The sequence below is a fragment of the Streptomyces sp. NPDC051576 genome, assembly GCF_040681835.1.
In the GTDB taxonomy this organism is placed as follows: Bacteria; Actinomycetota; Actinomycetes; order Streptomycetales; family Streptomycetaceae; genus Streptomyces.
Genome location: NZ_JBFAZO010000003.1, coordinates 246,391 through 263,889 on the forward strand (window position 1 = coordinate 246,391; position 17,499 = coordinate 263,889).

15 protein-coding genes and 1 tRNA gene are annotated in these 17,499 nt (G+C 70.5%); 6 read left to right on the forward strand and 10 right to left on the reverse strand.

Annotation, left to right across the window (positions count from 1 at the left end; all coding sequences use genetic code 11):
* Window positions 1-13: 13 nt before the first annotated feature.
* The 4 genes from AB0M63_RS10935 to AB0M63_RS10950 all read right to left on the reverse strand — a co-directional run bounded on the left by AB0M63_RS10935 (window position 14) and on the right by AB0M63_RS10950 (window position 3,978).
* Window positions 14-1,108 carry an acyl-CoA dehydrogenase family protein gene (locus tag AB0M63_RS10935; protein ID WP_366019156.1) on the reverse strand — a complete coding sequence of 365 codons (1,095 nt, stop codon included), beginning with the start codon at window positions 1,106-1,108 and terminating at the stop codon, window positions 14-16.
* 1 nt (window position 1,109) lies between these two features.
* Window positions 1,110-2,117: a bifunctional MaoC family dehydratase N-terminal/OB-fold nucleic acid binding domain-containing protein gene (locus AB0M63_RS10940; RefSeq protein WP_366019157.1), complete on the reverse strand. Its 1,008-nt coding sequence runs from the start codon at window positions 2,115-2,117 to the stop codon at window positions 1,110-1,112.
* A 65-nt stretch (window positions 2,118-2,182) separates the two neighbouring features.
* A complete protein-coding gene (locus AB0M63_RS10945; RefSeq protein WP_366019158.1) occupies window positions 2,183-3,439 on the reverse strand; it encodes an acyl-CoA dehydrogenase family protein in 1,257 nt (418 codons plus the stop codon).
* A gap of 227 nt (window positions 3,440-3,666) precedes the next feature.
* Window positions 3,667-3,978, reverse strand: coding sequence for a hypothetical protein (locus tag AB0M63_RS10950; protein WP_033285529.1), 312 nt, complete (start codon window positions 3,976-3,978; stop codon window positions 3,667-3,669).
* 382 nt (window positions 3,979-4,360) lie between these two features.
* Between AB0M63_RS10950 and AB0M63_RS10955 the strand changes: the two genes are divergently transcribed.
* Window positions 4,361-5,245: a bifunctional DNA primase/polymerase gene (locus AB0M63_RS10955; protein WP_355910497.1), complete on the forward strand. Its 885-nt coding sequence runs from the start codon at window positions 4,361-4,363 to the stop codon at window positions 5,243-5,245.
* A 71-nt stretch (window positions 5,246-5,316) separates the two neighbouring features.
* Here the strand turns inward: AB0M63_RS10955 and AB0M63_RS10960 are convergent.
* From AB0M63_RS10960 to AB0M63_RS10975, 4 genes are all read right to left on the reverse strand, one after another.
* A tRNA-Ser gene (locus AB0M63_RS10960) sits at window positions 5,317-5,403 on the reverse strand.
* A gap of 486 nt (window positions 5,404-5,889) precedes the next feature.
* On the reverse strand, window positions 5,890-6,825 hold the full coding sequence (locus AB0M63_RS10965) for a CU044_5270 family protein (RefSeq protein WP_366019159.1): 936 nt from the start codon (window positions 6,823-6,825) through the stop codon (window positions 5,890-5,892).
* Between the two features lie 15 nt (window positions 6,826-6,840).
* Window positions 6,841-7,488 (reverse strand): sigma-70 family RNA polymerase sigma factor, encoded by a 648-nt coding sequence (locus AB0M63_RS10970; RefSeq protein ID WP_366019160.1) that lies wholly within the window; start codon window positions 7,486-7,488, stop codon window positions 6,841-6,843.
* A 213-nt stretch (window positions 7,489-7,701) separates the two neighbouring features.
* A complete protein-coding gene (locus AB0M63_RS10975) occupies window positions 7,702-9,258 on the reverse strand; it encodes a trypsin-like peptidase domain-containing protein (protein WP_355910486.1) in 1,557 nt (518 codons plus the stop codon).
* 258 nt (window positions 9,259-9,516) lie between these two features.
* Here AB0M63_RS10975 and AB0M63_RS10980 point away from each other — a divergent pair, with 258 nt between their 5' ends.
* The 3 genes from AB0M63_RS10980 (at window position 9,517) to AB0M63_RS10990 (ending at window position 12,241) form a co-directional block, all read left to right on the forward strand.
* Window positions 9,517-10,350: a glycerophosphodiester phosphodiesterase gene (locus AB0M63_RS10980; protein ID WP_366019161.1), complete on the forward strand. Its 834-nt coding sequence runs from the start codon at window positions 9,517-9,519 to the stop codon at window positions 10,348-10,350.
* A 143-nt stretch (window positions 10,351-10,493) separates the two neighbouring features.
* Window positions 10,494-11,132, forward strand: a complete 639-nt coding sequence (locus AB0M63_RS10985; protein ID WP_355910480.1) for an ATP-binding protein — start codon at window positions 10,494-10,496, stop codon at window positions 11,130-11,132.
* Window positions 11,133-11,251: 119 nt separating this feature from the next.
* Window positions 11,252-12,241 (forward strand): DUF5926 family protein, encoded by a 990-nt coding sequence (locus AB0M63_RS10990; protein ID WP_355910477.1) that lies wholly within the window; start codon window positions 11,252-11,254, stop codon window positions 12,239-12,241.
* A 244-nt stretch (window positions 12,242-12,485) separates the two neighbouring features.
* Here the strand turns inward: AB0M63_RS10990 and AB0M63_RS10995 are convergent, their stop codons facing one another.
* Both AB0M63_RS10995 and AB0M63_RS11000 read right to left on the reverse strand, forming a co-directional pair.
* Window positions 12,486-13,073, reverse strand: a complete 588-nt coding sequence (locus AB0M63_RS10995) for a hypothetical protein (RefSeq protein ID WP_366019162.1) — start codon at window positions 13,071-13,073, stop codon at window positions 12,486-12,488.
* A 56-nt stretch (window positions 13,074-13,129) separates the two neighbouring features.
* Complete coding sequence (locus AB0M63_RS11000; protein ID WP_355910471.1) at window positions 13,130-13,795, reverse strand: bifunctional DNA primase/polymerase; 666 nt, start codon at window positions 13,793-13,795, stop codon at window positions 13,130-13,132.
* Between the two features lie 459 nt (window positions 13,796-14,254).
* Here AB0M63_RS11000 and AB0M63_RS11005 point away from each other — a divergent pair, with 459 nt between their 5' ends.
* On the forward strand, window positions 14,255-15,802 hold the full coding sequence (locus tag AB0M63_RS11005) for a PP2C family protein-serine/threonine phosphatase (protein ID WP_366019163.1): 1,548 nt from the start codon (window positions 14,255-14,257) through the stop codon (window positions 15,800-15,802).
* Window positions 15,803-15,895: 93 nt separating this feature from the next.
* Window positions 15,896-17,362 carry an aminopeptidase P family protein gene (locus AB0M63_RS11010; RefSeq protein ID WP_366019164.1) on the forward strand — a complete coding sequence of 489 codons (1,467 nt, stop codon included), beginning with the start codon at window positions 15,896-15,898 and terminating at the stop codon, window positions 17,360-17,362.
* Window positions 17,363-17,499 lie beyond the last annotated feature (137 nt).

The window sequence follows — 17,499 nt, forward strand, 5'->3', positions numbered from 1 at the left end:
ATCCCTCGCTCTCTTAGCTCTTTTCGTTCTCTTCGCTGTCCTCGTTCACGATCAACTCCCCCAGTTCTTGGAGAACTTCGCCCCCGCAGCCCAGGTACGCGTCCAACTGCCGGCCCCACAGGAAGTGCCGGTGGACCGGATGGTCCAGGTCGGCTCCCGCGCCGCCGTGCAGATGCTGGCCCGTGTGGACGACACGCGTGCCCGCCTCCGACGCCCACCAGGCCGCGGTCAGTGCGTGGGTGGCGTACGGCAGTCCGGCGTCGCGCCGCCAGGCCGCCTCGTACGCCGTCACGCGTATCGCCTCGATGTCCATGTGGGCGTCCGCGGCACGGAGTTGGACCGCCTGGCGCGTGGCCAGCAGGCGCCCGAACTGCTCCCGGGTGTTGGTGTGCGCCACGGCCCGGGCGAGCGAGCCCGCGCAGACCCCGGCCTGGAGTCCGGCGAACGCGGTGCGGGCGGTGGCCAGGACGTCGGTGTAGGGGGAGGAAGAGTAGGAGGGAGGCTGCTGGACCTCATCACCGAAGTGAGCGTCGGTCGCCCCCAGCCGCTCCGCCGCCGCCCCGTCGAGCGTCAACCGCCCCGCCGACCAAGGCGCCGTGAGCTCGACCGCCTCGATGTGCGTCCCGTCCGCGACCGGCGTCAGCCACAACCTCCGCCGATCATCGGCGACAAGGACATGCGTGGCATCACGCAGCCAGGGGACGACAGGCACCGTCCCGCTCAACTCCCCCCGCGCAGAGGCCCGTACACCCCCTTGAGCCGGAAACGCCCCGCACACCACCACCGACCCGTCCCCGATCCCCGGCAACAACCGCTCACGCTGCTCGGCTGAACCGTGCGCCGCCACCGCCAGCAGCCCGTACACACAGGTCGACGCGAAAGGCACCTGAGCCGTGCTCCGCCCCTGTTCCTCCAGGAGGAGGACGAGGCCGAGCAGGCCCAACTCCTCGACGGCGCCCACCAGTCCGGCCGCGCTCAGGGCCTTCCACAACTCGGGGTCGCTCCCCGTCCCGGCCGCCGTGAGCCGCTCCGGTGTCGCGAGGTCGCCGAAGATCCGGGCGGCCAGGTCGCGGGCCGCCGCCTGTTCCTCGGTCGGTGTGAAGTCCATGTCAGCCCACCCCGCCCTCTCGGCCTTCCTGGACTCGACCTTCATGGGCTCGACCTTCCTGAGCCCGGAAGACGGGGAGCACGAGTGGGCCGTCCTCGTCGTCGTACCGCTGGAATTCGAGCCGTACCGGCAGCCCGATGCGGACCTTGTCGTACGGCACACCCACCACGTTGCTCACGATCCGTACGCCCTCGGCGAGTTCGATCAGCCCCACCGCGTAAGGGGGGTCGAAAGCGGGGAAGGGCGGGTGGTGCATCACCACGTACGAGTAGACGGTCCCCTCGCCGCTCGCCTCGACCGTGTCCCAGTCCAGACCGCCGCAGGCGTTGCAGCCCGGTAGCCAGGGGTGGCGCGGTGTTCCGCACTCCGTGCAGCGCTGGATGAGGAGACGGTGGTGCTCCACGCCCTCCCAGAAGCCGGCGTTGTCCCGGTTGACGACGGGGCGGGGCCGCCGTGCACGCGCCCCCTCGCCGCTCTGCTTCCCGTCCTGCTTCCCGTCCTGCTTCCCGTGCTGTTTCTGTCGCGCGGGGGCGTATTTGAGGATGCGGAAGCGGTGGGTGCCGGCGAGGTCCTGGCCCACCCGGACGTCCATGCGGGTCGTGACGAAGTACCCCGTGCCCAGCTTGGTCGTCTTGCGGTCCGACACCGACTCGATCACCGCGTCGAAGGTGATCTCGTCCCCCGGTCGCAGGGGCCGTAGATACTCCTGCTCGCAGTCGGTGGCGACCACCGAGGTGCAGCCCGCCTCGTCGAGGAGGTCGAACAGCTCGTCGTAGGCCTCCGTGCGTCCCGTGTGTCCGGAGAGGCCGCCCATGGTCCAGGCCTGGAGCATGGTGGGCGGGGCGATGGTGTCCGGGCCCGAGTACGCCGGATCGGTGTCTCCCATCGCCTCGCACCAGTGCCGGATCATCGGCTCGTTGACCGGGTCCTTGCCCACGCCGGCGACGGCGGCCGCACGCCCCTCGTACGCCTTGAGCCGCGCCCTCAGCTCGTCGACCGCCGTGCTCACCGCAGCCGCCCCCTGTCGGTCGCCCAACGCACTCACCACCGCCCCCCGCCGGTCGCCCATGCCACTCACCGCCGTCCCCTCGTCATCCCGAGCCGCATCGTCGCGACGATCTCCCGCTGCACCTCGCTCACCCCGCCCCCGAACGTGTTGATCTGCGCCGCCCTGTTCAACCGCTCCAGCTCGCCGTCCCCGAAAACGCCCGGCGATCCCGAACGCACCAGTCCTGCCAGCCCTGTCGACCCGTCCGGTTCGGCCGATCCGTCCGTCCCGGCGACGTGCTGACATATTCGGTACACCGCCACCGTCGATTCGGTTCCCACCACTTTCACGCCACTCGCGTCGCCCGGCGCCAGCCGGCCCGCCCCCACATCACCCACCAAACGCCAGTTGAGCAGGCGTGTTGCCGCCAGCCGGGCATGCGCCTCGGCCAACTGCGCCCGCACCCACGGCTCGTCAACCCGGCGCCGCCCCGTCACCGGATCGGGGGTGCGGGCGGCGGTCAGCACGGCCGAGTAGAAGTCCTCGGCCTGCATACCGGTCGCGGCGAGGGCGACCCGTTCGTGGTTGAGCTGATTGGTGATGAGCGACCAGCCCTCGTTCTCCGCGCCGACGAGGTTGCCTGCCGGGACCCGGACGCCGTCGTAGTACGTGGCCGTCGTCCGCTGCCCGCCCACCGTCTCGATCGGCGTCCACGAGAAGCCCGGCGCGTCGGTCGGGACGAGGATGATCGAGATACCGCGGTGCTTGGGGGCCGCGGGGTCGGTGCGGCAGGCGAGCCAGATCCAGTCGGCGTTGTGGGCGTTGGAGGTGAAGATCTTCTGCCCGTCGATCAGCCAGTCGCCATCGCCGTCACCGCCGCAGTCACTTCGATCCCCATCCGCCTCCGCACACGCACCCGACCCTCGCCGTACCGCCCGCGTCCGCAGTGACGCGAGATCCGTGCCGGCCGACGGTTCGCTGTAACCGATCGCGAAGACGACCTCCCCGCGCAGAATGCCCGGCAGGAGGGTGGTCTTCTGCTCCTCGCTGCCGTACTTCATGAGGGTCGGTCCGACGGTGTTCAGGGTGACCATCGAGACGGGTGCGCCCGCCCGGTAGGCCTCGTCGAAGAACACGAACTGCTCGTCCGCGCCGCGCCCTTGACCGCCGTACTCGACCGGCCACCCGAGACCGAGCCAGCCGTCGCCGCCGATACGGCGAAGCAGGGCCCGCTGCCCCTGGGGGTCGTCCGCGCGGGGTGGTCCGTCCGGCATCAACGCGGTGAAGTACGTGCGGAGTTCGGCGCGTAGCCGCTGCTGGCGTTCGGTGGGGGCGAGGTGCACGACGGCGGACCTCCGGGGCGTCGTACGGGCGAGGATGAGGATGAGGGGGAAGGTTTCTGACTGTCCGTCAGATACCGAGCACTGTCAAGGTCGTTGCCGGCACGCGCGCGTGGCACACGAAAAACGCCTGCGCGGCGGCACCGAAGCACCACCGCGCAGACGCGTTACGACCCCACAGAGCACACCTCAGACACCTCCGCGCATCCCCGAGCGGAAGTCGGGCGCGGCTACCAGAAGTTGGCGAAGTTGACGGCGACGTTCGAGTTTCCCTGGTTGATGGCGGTGAACGCGGATCCGTTGACCTGGGCGGTGTTGCTCTGGTTCGAGGCCCCGGAGCCGACCGCCTGCTGCTGGGTGGTGGACGAGTTGCCCTTGTTGTCGTGCCCGACCCCGCTGCCGCTGACGGTCGCCACACCCGCGTTCGATCCGTTGCCCGCGATGGCGCCGTTGTCCGCCGCCGCGACGCCGGTGAAGAGGGCGGCTGCCAGCGGGAGGGCGGAGACGGCGGCGATGACGCGGGCGGTACGGATGCTTGCCATGTTGTTCCTCCAGAACAGGGTACGTACCGGCTCCGTAGCCGGACGCACATGAAGTACGGCTTCAAGTACGGCTGCTACCAGGGCAGTTGGCCGACCGCCTCGGTGTTGTGCACGACGTCGCGAGATCAGAGTTGCCCACCGAATCCCCGGCGAACCAGACCGGAAGCGGTTATTCCCCCTGAAGCGTGATGACAAGTCGATAAACCCCTTTGACTGCACCGAAGCCGCAGTTCGGGGCAGTACGGACAGTTCGACAAGCAGCTCACCCTAGGCGCCCCAAGGGGCGAAGCGTTCCGGCACTTTTCCGGCCAATCGGCTCGACCCGGGCGAGTCGACGCCGCCTCCCCTTCCCTTTTTCGAACACTCGTACGAACATGGAGTCATGGCCACCACCGACCGGCAGGCCACGACGCTGGCCCTCGCACACGCCCTGTCAGCCGCCGAACGCGGACTGGCCGTCATCCCTCTGTCCCGGACCAAACTCCCGGCGCTGCGTTCCCCGCACCGCGCGGACCCGTCAGGCGCCACAGGTGCCACCGGCTCGCCCTGCCACGGCGAGTGCGGGCTCCTCGGCCACGGCGTCTACGACGCCTCCTCCGACCCGGTGCGCATCCGCGAGCTGTTCGCCGCCGCGCCCTGGGCCACCGGCTACGGCATCGCCTGCGGACTGCCGCCGCACCACCTGATCGGCATCGACCTCGACACCAAGACCGGCACGGACTCCTCGTCCGCCCTGCGCGAGCTGGCCCTCCGCCATCTGTTCACGATCCCCGAGACCGTGGTCGTCCTGACCCCCAGCGGCGGCCGCCACCTCTGGCTCAGCGGGCCACCCGACGTGGTCGTCCCCAACTCCGCGAGCCGCCTCGCCCCCGGCATCGACATCCGCGGCGCCGGCGGCTACCTCGTCGGCCCCGGCTCCCGCACCGAACACGGCTTCTACGGCGCCGCCCCGGCCACCGCCCACCTGGCACCCGCGCCCTGCCCGCCCTCGCTCCTGCGTCTACTCCTCCCGCCACCCCGCACCAACCACCCGACCCCTGCCTCGACCGGCCAACACGGCCAGGGCCTGGTCCAGTTCGTCCTCGCCGCCCACGAGGGCCAACGCAATACCCGCCTCTTCTGGGCAGCCTGCCGCGCCTACGAGAACGACATCGGCCCGGCCCTCGTCGACCCCCTGGTCGAGGCGGCCCTGGGCACGGGCCTCTCCGAGCGGGAGGCACGGGCGACGATCGCCTCTGCGGCGCGGATGACGGGGCGCCGGCCGTAAGACGGGTAGGTACGCGTAAGGGGCGCCCCCTATGGAGAGCGCCCCTTACGGACGGGACCTTATGGTCACTGCGGTGGGTGTGGGATTTGAACCCACGGTCACATCGCTGCGACGACGGTTTTCAAGACCGTTCCCTTAGGCCGCTCGGGCAACCCACCTGCGCCCCTCGCCACCTGGGGTGGGGCGGGTACAGCGTACCGGGAGACGGGGGAGCCGTGGGCTGTCGGCCCATGGTCGGCCAGCGAAGTTCCATTGCCGCCGTCACGCCTCGGCGAAGGCGGCGGTGCTCCGGTCGGCGGTGACGTAGGGCAGCGAGTGGCCGAGGCCCGCCAGGTGGGCGGCGAGGGTGTCGGCCTGCTCGGGACTGGGCGGGAGGCGAGACCGCAGGACGGAAGGCGGTAGAAGGCGGCCTGACCTTGCCCCCTTGTTCCAGGCGGCCGAACAGGGGGCTGAGCGCCGTGTTCGGCCGCCCTGCGCCTTCGTAGCCCCTCCATCACTGTCAGTTGCACGGTGTGCAGAGCGGGGCGCGAGCGCAGGAAGTCTCCGCCTCGGGCGAGGAAGTCGGCCAGGTCTTCGGTGAGTTGCCAGTCGTCCGATCGCATCCGATCGCATGGTCCATGATTTCCCGCGCTCGCCGGGCCTCGCTACGGGCGCTGCAGCACCCGGTCCACCACAGCGCTCGCGGCGACGTACGACCACTGTTCGTATGTCGTCCCGCCCGCCGTGCGCCGGTCGTGCATGCCGAAGTACCGGTACGTCCTCGCGTCGAAGACCAGGACCGGTTCGCCGCTCTCCCACGGGGTTCCCGCAGGGCCCACGTACTGGATGCCGATGCCCACGCGGCCGTCGGCGTCCTTCTGGTGGGGCAGGACCCTGATGCCGGGGACGGCGGCGAGCGCCTCGTAGGCCGCGGAACGCAGCCCCTTCGGCAGGATGGAAGTACGGAGCAGACCCGAGACGAAGAACTGCGTCTTCGGCCAGTCGTCGCCCTTCATCGGCCTGCTGTAGTCCGGCTTTCCGGGCCCGTCCCGGAGGGCTATCAGCAACTTCCCCGGATCGGTGGGCAGTTGCTTCAGCAGGGCCCACCTGCTTGGCGGCCAGTTGGTCTGGTTCGGCGGGTACACCGGGACCCACTGCTTGTTGCCCAGTTCGCTGACGTACGACCGCTTGGAGCCGTCGACCGAGTCCCAGCTCTCGTCGACGTACGTCCTGGTGCGGCCGCCGCCGGTCGGGGTCTCCTTGATGATCTCCTTGGTGTAGATGAACTGGTCGTCGCGCGGGGCGACCGGCTTTTCGAGTCTGCGGTCCTCGGCCGCCGCCCCGTGCAGCACGGTGGTCGCGCTCACCGGCCGGGTGCGCGGTGAGGTGTTGTCGTTCTCGGCGACCAGCACGGTCGTGGCGACCGCGGCCGTCGCGACGCCGGCCACCGCCATCCGCAGGAGCGGGCGGCGTCCGACGGTCACCGGGGCGGCGGGAGCGCGCATCGCCTCGTGGAGGCGGAAGCGGGCACGCGCGCGTGCGGCGTCCGTGAGCGGGGGCGCGTCCGCGTCCCACTTCCTGAGGAGTTCGAGTTCGTTCATCGTCGTCCGCCTCCCTCACGCCTCGGAAGTTCGTCGAACCGGTTCATCGTCGGATTCCTCTCGGAAGGCTGTGGGATCGGATCCGCCCAAGGCGTCGCGGAGTCTGCCGCGGGCCCTGTGCAGCCGTGACCGGACCGTCCCCACCGGTATCTCCAGGGCGCGTGCGACCTCCTCGTAGCCGAGGTCGGCCCACGCGACCAGCAGCAGCACGTCCCGGTGCCGGGCGGACAACCGGGCCATCGCCAGGGCCAGTTGGCCGCGTATGGCCTCCGCGCTGACCCGTGCGGCCACCCGGTCCGCGACCGTGTCCTCGGCGCCGGCGGCCGACGGCAGCCGGCCGATCGCCCTCAGCCGCCGGGCCTCGGCGCGCCGGTGCCGGCCCACGAGGTTGGTCGCGATGCCGAACAACCACGGGCGGGCATCGGCCAGTTCCGTGTCGTAGCGGAAGCGCTGCTGGAAGGCGATGGTGAACGTCTCCGCCATCAGGTCCTCGGCCACCTCCGTGCCGAGCCGGCGCGCCGCGTAACGGTGCACCGGGTCGGCATGGCGGTCGAAGAGCACGGCGAATGCCTCGGGCTCGTCCCAGGACCGTTCGATCACCGAGGCGTCACTCATCGCGACGCCACTGTCGTGCCCCACTTCGAGGCCTGGTCGGACGGCCATCGGGGCTCCTCTCGTCCATGCGAACACGCTGATGAAGACTGGGCTTTCACCCGTACTTCGCCGCTGGGAGGAATCCGGTTCCCATGGTGTGCGCGCACAGTCGCGGAGGGCGGAAAACGATCGGGCCGGGCAAGGAGACTCCTTGCCCGGCCCGTCGATCCGTCAGCCGATCAGGTCGGCGGATCCGTCGATCCGCCGGTCGTCGGAGCTACGTCAGCTGTCGCCGACCCTCGACCCCAGGGTCAGGTCGGTCGTGTGCTCCGTGCCGTCGCGCTTGTAGGTGATCTTGACCTTGTCGCCCGGCTTGTGGGTCCAGATCTCGCCGATGAGGGTCGGGCCGCTGTCGATCACCGAGTCGTCGAGCTTGGTGATGACATCGCCGGCCTTGAGGCCCGCCTTGGCGGCGGGGCCGCCGGCCTCGACCGCGGAGGAGCCGGTGGTGATCGTCGCGCCGGCGGTGCTGTCCTCCAGGGAGACGGAGGCGCCGATCTTGGCGTACACCGGCTTGCCGGTCTTGATGAGCTGCTGGGCGACGTACTTCGCCTGGTTGATCGGGATGGCGAAGCCCAGGCCGATCGAGCCGGACTGGCTGCCGCTGTCGCCGAGGCCGCCGCTGCTGGTCGACTGGATCGCGGAGTTGATGCCGATGACCGCGCCCTGGGCGTTGAGCAGCGGGCCGCCCGAGTTGCCGGGGTTGATGGAGGCGTCGGTCTGCAGGGCGCTCATGTAGGACGCCTTGCTGGTGGAGCTGCCGTCGCTGGAGGCCACCGGGCGGTTCTTGGCGCTGATGATGCCGGTGGTCACCGTGTTGGAGAGACCGAAGGGGGCGCCGATGGCGATCGTCTCGTCGCCGACGGCCACCTTGTCCGAGTCGCCGAGGGCGAGCGGCTTCAGGTCGCTGGGGGCGTTCTTCAGCTTGATGACCGCGACGTCGTAGCCCTGGGCGTGGCCGACGATCTCGGCGTCGTACTTCTTGCCGTTCGGGAAGGTCGCCGTGAGCTTGCCGCCGTCGACCGCGTCGGCGACGACGTGGTTGTTGGTGACGATGTGGCCCTGGGTGTCGAACACGAAGCCGGTGCCGGTGCCGCCCTCGCCGCTGGTGCTCTCGGCCTCGATGGTGACCGTGCTGGGCAGCGACTTGGCGGCGACCGCCGCGATGGTGCCCGGGTCGCGCTTCACGGAGGCGCTGCTGCCGGTGTCGGCGGAGACGGTGGTGGAGTTGCTGTTGTTGTCGTTGTCCTTGGCCAGGGTGTAGCCGAGGCCACCACCCAGGCCGCCGGCGACCAGCGCGGCGATCAGGACCGCGGCGATCAGCCCGCCGCGCCCGCCACCGGGCTTCTTGGGCGCGGGCTGCTGCTGGTAGGCGGCGCCCCAGCCGCCGCCCGCGCCGGCTCCGTCGCCTCCGTACCCGTCGCCCCCGTATCCGCCCACGCCCTCGCCGCCGTACGCGCCCGCAGCCGCGCCCGTGCCGTTGTCGGCGTACGACGGGGTGGCGGGCGGCGGGGGCGGCCAGGCGGCGTCGGGAGCGGATCCCGTGCCCTGCGGGCCGGGTGTCTGCGGTCCGGGTGCCTGGGGCGCGGCGGCGTACGCGGGCGCGTGCCCGGCGTGCGGCGTGTCCTGCGGGGCGCTCGGAGGCACCTGCGGGAGCTGCGTCGTGGGTGCGCCCCCTTCGGGCGCCGCCGGCTGCGGGGAAGCTGCGGGAGATTCCACCGGCACAGGAGGTGCAGACGGGGCCGGGGGTACCTCAGTGCCCTCGTTCTCGGTGCTCACAGCTCTTCTCCTCGGTCCACGGCTGTTGTTCTCGGAAGCATGCGGTCACACTCGTTCACGCTTGTCGATGGTCCGGCGCGAAACAGCTGTGCATGTGCTTTTGTATGCCGTCAGCTTTTCCCACCGGACGTCAGGGCACCATAAGCGGTGCCTGTGGGTCCATGGCGACCCTTTATATGGGTTCATTCAATTAAAAAAGGCGCATACCAGCACCTTCTCGGTTCCACGTGTACCGCTGGGCGGTGACACCATGACGCGGTGACCCACGCACGGCAGCACCGGATCCAAGTCGTCGCCCACCGCGGGGCCTCCGAAGAGGCGCCCGAGCACACCCTGGCCGCCTACAAGAAGGCGATCGAGGACGGTGCGGACGCTCTCGAATGCGATGTACGGCTGACCGCCGACGGCCATCTCGTCTGTGTCCACGACCGCCGCGTCAACCGTACGTCGAACGGGCGCGGAGCGGTGTCGGCACTGGAACTCGCCGATCTGGCCGCCCTCGACTTCGGCTCCTGGAAGGGCCGCGACTCCTGGAAGACGCGGGACGAGGAGCCCGACTGGGAGCACCTTCCGGAGGACCGGGAGGACACCTCCGTCCTCACCCTGGAGCGGCTGCTCGAACTCGTCGCGGACGCGGGCCGGCGGATGGAGCTGGCCATCGAGACGAAGCATCCGACGCGTTGGGCGGGGCAGGTCGAGGAACGGCTGCTGGTGCTTCTGAAGCGCTTCGGCCTGGACGCCCCCGCCACCGCCGCCGACTCCCCGGTACGGGTCATGAGTTTCTCGGCGCGATCATTGCACCGGGTGCGGGCCGCCTCCCCCACGCTGCCGACGGTCTACCTGCTGCAGTTCCTCTCGCCCCGCCTCAGGGACGGTCGACTTCCGGCCGGTGTCCGGATCGCAGGCCCCTCGATCCGGATCGTCCGCAATCACCCTGCGTACATCGAGCGGCTGAAAAACGCCGGTCATCAGGTGCACGTATGGACCGTCAACGAGCCCGAGGACGTCGATCTCTGCGTTGACCTGGGCATTGACGCCATCATCACCAACCGGCCGAGGGCCGTTCTGAGCCAGCTCGGCCGGGAACCTTAAAGAACCTCATAAAGACCGCCAAACACCCCTTGACCCGGGCACCTCACCTGCACCATCCTCCGAACTCGGCCACACCATCGAAAACAAGCCACTCGATTACAGGGAGTGCTCCGGCGCGTTCGGTCCGTGTTCGATCGTGGCGAATGCGTCACTCAACGTGGATTGGCCGGTTTCCGGTACAGGCCAATGGGGCATCCACACCGTGGCGTGGGGCGAAGGAGGTCTCGGGGGTGGCGTTGGTGGTGGCACAGGAGGTGCCCGCGTCGTCGAGCATGGCCGTGACCCATGGCCCTGCGGGCGTGGGACAGGCAAGACATCGCATGCGCGATCAGTTGCGCACGGGTGGTGTGTCGGAAGCGGTCATCGACGACGCCGTACTGATCCTTTCCGAACTTCTGAGCAATGCGTGCAAGCACGGCCGGCCGCTGGGCGACGCCCTGGCCGGTGACGGTGACGTCCGGTGCGCCTGGCGCGTGGACACGGGCGGACGGCTCACGGTCGAGGTGACGGACGGCGGCGGCCCGACCCGCCCGGCCCCGGCCACCCCGTCGGTGACGGCGCACGGCGGACGCGGGCTCAACATCATCACGGCCCTGGCCGACGACTGGGGCGTACGGGACGAGGCCCGGGGCGAGGTCACGGTGTGGGTCGTCGTGCACGCCGACGTCCATGATCCGGATGCCGGTCACCGACGCGACGACTTCGCTACGCGGGTCACGGCGCCCACCGTGTCGACGGCCCCCCGGCTGGAGTTCGCGGACGCCTTCGACGACCTGGACTGACCCGCCGGACCGGCACATCCGTCCACAGGCACACGGTTGTCCACAGGCTCCCGTCGGTCATGGCGTGAACGGCTAGGCTCCCGCCGTACGAGACGAGCCGTAACCGGGAGACACCCACGATGGCCAAGAAGCGACCCCAGACCACGGCCAAGCGGCCGCAGCGCAGCGACGGGGCCCGTACCGCGGGCGCTGATGGAGACTTTCCGGTCGTCGGTGCCCGCGAGCCCTGCCCGTGCGGCAGCGGCCGGCGCTACAAGGCATGCCACGGCCGGGCCGCCGCACACGCGGCGACCGAGCTGGTGCAGCGCCCCTTCGAGGGACTGCCCGGCGAGGGCCACTGGGTGGCGCTGCGCGAGCTGGTCCCCGCGGCCACGGTCGAACTGCCCCTGAAGGGCGGTCTCCCCGAAGGCGTCCCCTCGGTCACGCTCGCCACGGTGCTGCCGATGGCCTGGCCGGCCCTGCGCCGCGACGACGGCTCGGTCCTGCTCGGCCTGCAGAACGACACGGCGTCCGGCGACATCAGCCGCGACCTCGCCGACACCCTCCGGCGCGCGCTGGACGCGGAGCCGGGCACTCCGGTGCAGGCCCGCCGCGCCCCGGCCGACGGTCCGCGACTGCAGGATCTGCTCGACCCCGAAGGCGCCTTCGAGCCAGTTGTCCACGCGGGCTTCGAATTCTGGGTTCCGGAGGCGGAGAACGCGACGCCGGAGGTGACCGCCTCCCTGGAGCGCGCCAACGCCGCCGCCATCCCGACCGCGAAGCTCCAGGGCGTGGACGCCGCGTACTGGTGCGAGACCCCGGACAAGAACCATCTGCGCTGGGTCATGCCGTACCCCGAGGAGCAGCTTCTGGACGGTCTCGCCCGGCTGCACGCCGCGGGCCGCTCCAGTCTCGGTGAAGGCACCCGTCTCGTGGGGTCCTTCCGTGCTCACGGTCTCACCGTCCCCGTCTGGGACCTCCCCAGCGGGCTCACCGCGGACGACATCGAGAAGCCGGCCGCCGAGTTCGCCGAGCGGCTCACCGCCGCGCTGGCGACGGAGGCACCGCTCACCCCGGACGAGCGCCGCGCGCGCGGGGGCCTCACCAACCGGCAGGTCACGCTGAGCTGACACCCGGATGGGAGCAGGGGTTCGACTGACCGACGGTTCAGTCGCAACAGGCCTGTTCACTCGGGTGACTCCTGTCACAACTCCCCGTTGTGAAAAGGAAGTCGGTGTCCGAATAGCCGAGATCGAATTTGCGAACCGCCGATCTCTTGTTACCGTTCGAGTAGCCCGGTTGCTGGTGCATCCCCCGTCGCCAGCAACCGGGTCTTTTCATGCCCGGCCCGCGTGTACGGAACGACGTGCTCCGTCAACTCGCCGTAGGCGCCGAGGAGTTGCTCCCCGAGCGCAGCAACAGCGGCCCGCGCCCGCCCTGCCCGGCGAACTCCGCCACGGCCGTGTAGGCCGCCAGATCGCCCTGTGTCCGCTCCCGGGGTGTCTCGCACAGCGCGGGCTCGTCCTCGGCCTCCACGGCGCAGTGCATCTGCACGGTGCGGTCCGCCGGGCCCATGAGGCTCAGCACCGAATCCAGGTCGTCCCCGGTCGTGTTGCGGTAGTAGGTCCGCGCCCAGGTCTCCTCACCCTGCGTCATGACACAGGTCTGCGCCTCGATGCCGTCGGGGGAGGAGAGCCCGGGTCCGCAGCGGGCGGCGGTGGCCAGCCCCAGGCCGAGCGTCAGCGGGGAGCGGGTGGGCGCGGGAGCGGCGGACGGCACCTTGTCGTCGTCGCCGGAAGAGGCTCCGGAGGAAGCGCGCGAGGAGTCGCCGGCGGAAGTGTGCGAGAGGGAACGTACGACTGCGTGGCCCTCGTCGCGAACGGGCCCTGCGGACGCCACGGCCAGCGGCAGCGCGACCGCGCACACCGCGACGCCCGCGAGGGCGAGCAGACGGAGGTTCATACAGCGGAAGATAACGACCTACCCGGGGCGCCGCGTTCCGCGCGCGCCCGACACCCCTACAACTCGGGTGCGCTCACACCCGTACGAGTGAGGGCCTCGACCACGGCGTCCACCACGGCCTCGACATCGGGGACCCAGGGCGACGACGAGCCGGGCAGGGGGGCGCGCTCCCAGCGGATCTGGCCCTGGCCGGTCTCGGAGGGTGGCAGGGCGAGGTAGCCGCCCTCGCCGTGGAAGCGCAGCGAGCCGGGGACGTGGTCCTTGGCGTAGAGCAGCTCGCCCAACTGCTCCATGGAGTACGGCTTGACGAGCAGCGACCAGCGGGTCGGCGCGGCGACGACCGGGCCCAGGCGCATGCCCTGGCGGTCGAGCGCGGCGAGGGCCCGGGAGGCCGCGGGGGCGGGCAGGCTGACCGCGCAGGGAGCCTTGTCGCCGGTGGCGAGGACGATCGGGGCGGTGGGTCGGTTGCCCCACCACCAGCGCACCATGCGGGCGTCGGTGGTGGCCGCCAGAAGGCCGGGGTCGAAGGGGTGTGCGCCGGGCACCGTGCACTCCGGGTCCGGGCAGCCGCAGCGGGCACGTCCCTGGGGATCCGGTGCCACGCCCGGGAGTACGGGCCATTGCCAATCTGTCGCGAAGGTCAGGGCCGCGCCGAGCATCTCAGACCTCCTGCTGTCTCGCCTGAACAGGAGCCTGCGTCGCTTTCCGAGGATCTCGCGCATGAGCGCTCGTTCCTTTCCGTTGCACCGCTGGCAACACCGAGGACCACATCACACCATGTGTCGATCACTGCACTGTGCGTACCTGTTGGCGCATCACACCCCTGCCTTCGGCAAGGGGAACCCGTGCGTGCTTGAAAAGCATGGGCGTGGCGTGGGGGTGGCGAAGTCTGGCGTTTGCCGTCCCGCGTATTTCTCTCCGCCTCCGCCACGGGAGGATGGGGCACGATCGTCGGTGGTTAAGACGCCCGGGTTCCTCATCAGGTTCCGGGTGGCCCCCAGCCACCCCTGGCCTTCTCCGAGTACGTACCCATCACGACCGCTGTGACGCTCCGTCGAGCAAGCCCAGTCGACCGCAATGGACCGTCCCCTGATGCAGTTTTAAGCCAACTTCACCAATCCGCAAGGGGAGAGCGAAATGCCCCCGCGAAACCCATGGACACCAGGAATCCCAGCAGGACAATGCTGGACATCCCCTCACGAGTGCGTGTACATGTGGAGACACTGCCAGCGGCGCAGAATGACATGGGGGTTTGCGATGCTTTTGAGCAATACGCACCGGTCGGAAAGCCGGACGCCATGAACGCCCCTCACCCTCCGAAAGTGGCTGGAATCGATTCAACGGTTCCCTCGCCCGCACACACTGTCGCGCCCGCGCCTGCCGCCACCGGTACCCCTCCGGCCCCCTCCTCGAACGTCCAGAACCCGCCGGACACCGCTCAGAACGCGCCAGGTGCCCTGCTCCAGGACCGTCTCGCCGGCTGGGTCTCCGATCTCACGACCCTCCATGAACTCACGGAGCGGCTGGCACGCACGGACGCACTCGACGAGGCGCTCCAGGAGCTGCTGCGCGCCGGAGCCGCCCTGGTGGGCGCCCGGCGCGGACTCGTCGTCCTGGAACCCGGCGACGGCCTCGGCCCCCACACCACGATCGGCCTGGGCCTCGCCCGCTCCGACCTCGGCCACATGGAGACCGTCCCGCGCGGGGCGATGTCCTACGGCGAACTCCTCGACAGCCCGGTCGGTACCCCAGGGGGCGACGAGATCGTCCACCCCGACCTGTTCGCCGAGGACGGCCTCGACCCGCGCCACCGCGAGGTCGCCGTACGCCTGGGTTACGCGGCCAGTTACACGCTGCCCCTGGCGACCGACGCGGCCGGGCGGCTGGGCGCCGCCGTGTGGCTGTACGACGAGCCCGCCGAGCCGGTCGAGCGGCAGCGCCATCTCGCCGGTCTGTACACCCGCTACGCCACCGAGCACCTGGCCCGGCTGCTCGAAGTCGAGCGCACGCGCGCGTGCGTGGCGACCATCGCCGAGGAGCTGCTGCCGTCCCGGCTCCCCCGCGTGGCCGGTGTTCAGCTCGCCGCGCTGCACCGCACGGGTCCGCGCGGCGGCGGCGACTGGTACGACGCGCTGCCGCTGCCGGATGCCGCGCTCGGCCTCGCCGTCGGCTCGGTGACCGGTTCCGGGCCGAGCGCGATCGCCGCGATGGGTCGGCTGCGCGCGTCCCTGCGGGCGTACGCGGTGATGGAGGGCGAGGACCCGGTCGCGGTCCTGTCCGACCTCGAACTGCTCCTCAGGCTCACCGAGCCCGCCCGCTCGGCCACCGCCCTGTTCGCCTACTGCGAGCCCGCGCTGCGCAAGATCACCCTGGCGGGGGCAGGTCACAGCCCGCCGCTGCTGGTCGGCGAGCGGCGCACGGAGTTCGTGGAGACCTCCGTGTCCGCGCCGCTCGGCATGCTGGCCTGCTGGGAGGCGCCGAGCGTGGAGCTGGAGGCGGAGCCCGGCGAGACGGTTCTGCTCTACACCGACGGGCTGCTGCACCGCACCGGCGACCCCATGGACCGCGCCTTCGCCCGCCTGCACTCGGCGGCGGCGAGCGTCCCCAAGGCGCTGCGCGAGGACCCGGCCGCGATCGCCGACCACGTGCTGCGCACCGTGCTGCCGGACGGCCTCGACACGGCCGACAGCGACGAGGACGTCGTCCTCCTGGCGTGCCGTTTCGAGTAGTCGCCCGGCAGCCATGTGTAACAGGCCATACGGCCCTGGACCCCCTTCCGTACGACCGTACGATGGACGGGGTCCAGTGCCGTATCTAGGAGGATGACCGTGGCCGACGAGCTCAACCCGGAGACCCCGGAAACCGAGCCTGAAGAGCCGATCAAGAAGCGGAAGAACGGCCTGTACCCGGGCGTGTCCGACGAGTTGGCCGAGAGCATGAAGTCCGGCTGGGCCGACACGGAGCTGCACGACCTGCAGCCGGTCGAGCAGGCCGCGCACACCGCCCGCCGCCGCACCGCGCTCTCCGCGCGCTTCCCGGGCGAGCGCCTGGTGATCCCCGCGGGCAACCTGAAGACCCGCTCGAACGACACCGAGTACCCCTTCCGGGCGTCGGTCGAGTACGCGTACCTGACGGGCAACCTCACCGAGGACGGCGTCCTCGTCCTGGAGCCCACGACCGACGGTCACAAGGCGACGATCTACCTCCTGCCGCGCTCCGACCGCGAGAACGGCGAGTTCTGGCTCTCCGGCCAGGGCGAGCTGTGGGTCGGCCGCCGCCACTCCCTCGCCGAGGCCGAGCAGCTTTACGGCATCCCCGCCTCCGACGTCCGCGAACTGGCCGAGGCGCTGCGCGAGTCCACCGGCCCGGTGCGCGTGGTGCGCGGGTACGACGCCGGCATCGAGGCCGCCCTGACCGACAAGGTCACCGCCGAGCGCGACGAGGAACTGCGGGTCTTCCTCTCCGAAGCACGCCTGGTCAAGGACGAGTTCGAGATCGGCGAGCTGCAGAAGGCCGTCGACTCCACGGTCCGCGGCTTCGAGGACGTCGTCCGCGTCCTCGACAAGGCCGAGGCGGCCGGCGAGCGCTACATCGAGGGCACGTTCTTCCTCCGCGCGCGCGTCGAGGGCAACGACATCGGCTACGGCTCGATCTGCGCCGCCGGCCCGCACGCCACCACCCTGCACTGGGTGCGCAACGACGGCCCGGTCCGCTCCGGCGACCTGCTCCTCCTGGACGCGGGCGTCGAGACGCACACCCTGTACACCGCCGACGTCACCCGCACGCTGCCGGTGAACGGCCGCTTCAGCGAGCTCCAGAAGCAGATCTACGACGCCGTGTACGAGGCCCAGGAGGCCGGTATCGCGGCGGTGCGGCCGGGCGGCAAGTACCGCGACTTCCACGACGCGGCGCAGCGCGTGCTGGCCGAGAAGGTCGTCGAGTGGGGCCTTGTCGAGGGCCCTGTGGAGCGCGTCCTGGAGCTGGGCCTCCAGCGCCGCTGGACGCTGCACGGCACCGGCCACATGCTCGGCATGGACGTCCACGACTGCGCCGCCGCGCGGACCGAGACGTATGTGGAGGGCACCCTGGAGCCCGGCATGGTCCTCACGGTGGAGCCCGGTCTGTACTTCCAGGCCGACGACCTGACCGTCCCCCAGGAGTACCGCGGTATCGGCGTCCGCATCGAGGACGACATCCTCGTCACCGAGGACGGCAACCGGAACCTGTCCGACGGCCTGCCCAGGCGGTCCGACGAGGTCGAGGCCTGGATGGCGTCCCTCAAGGGCTGACAGAGCTGATACAAGACGGAGCTGATACAAGACTGATGGCCGGGCACACGTGCGGTGCCCGGCCATTCGTGTGCCGGTCGGCGCCAGTCGCACGGCTGTCATATGCCAAGTCGTATGCCTAGGGGGAGGGCTTTTTC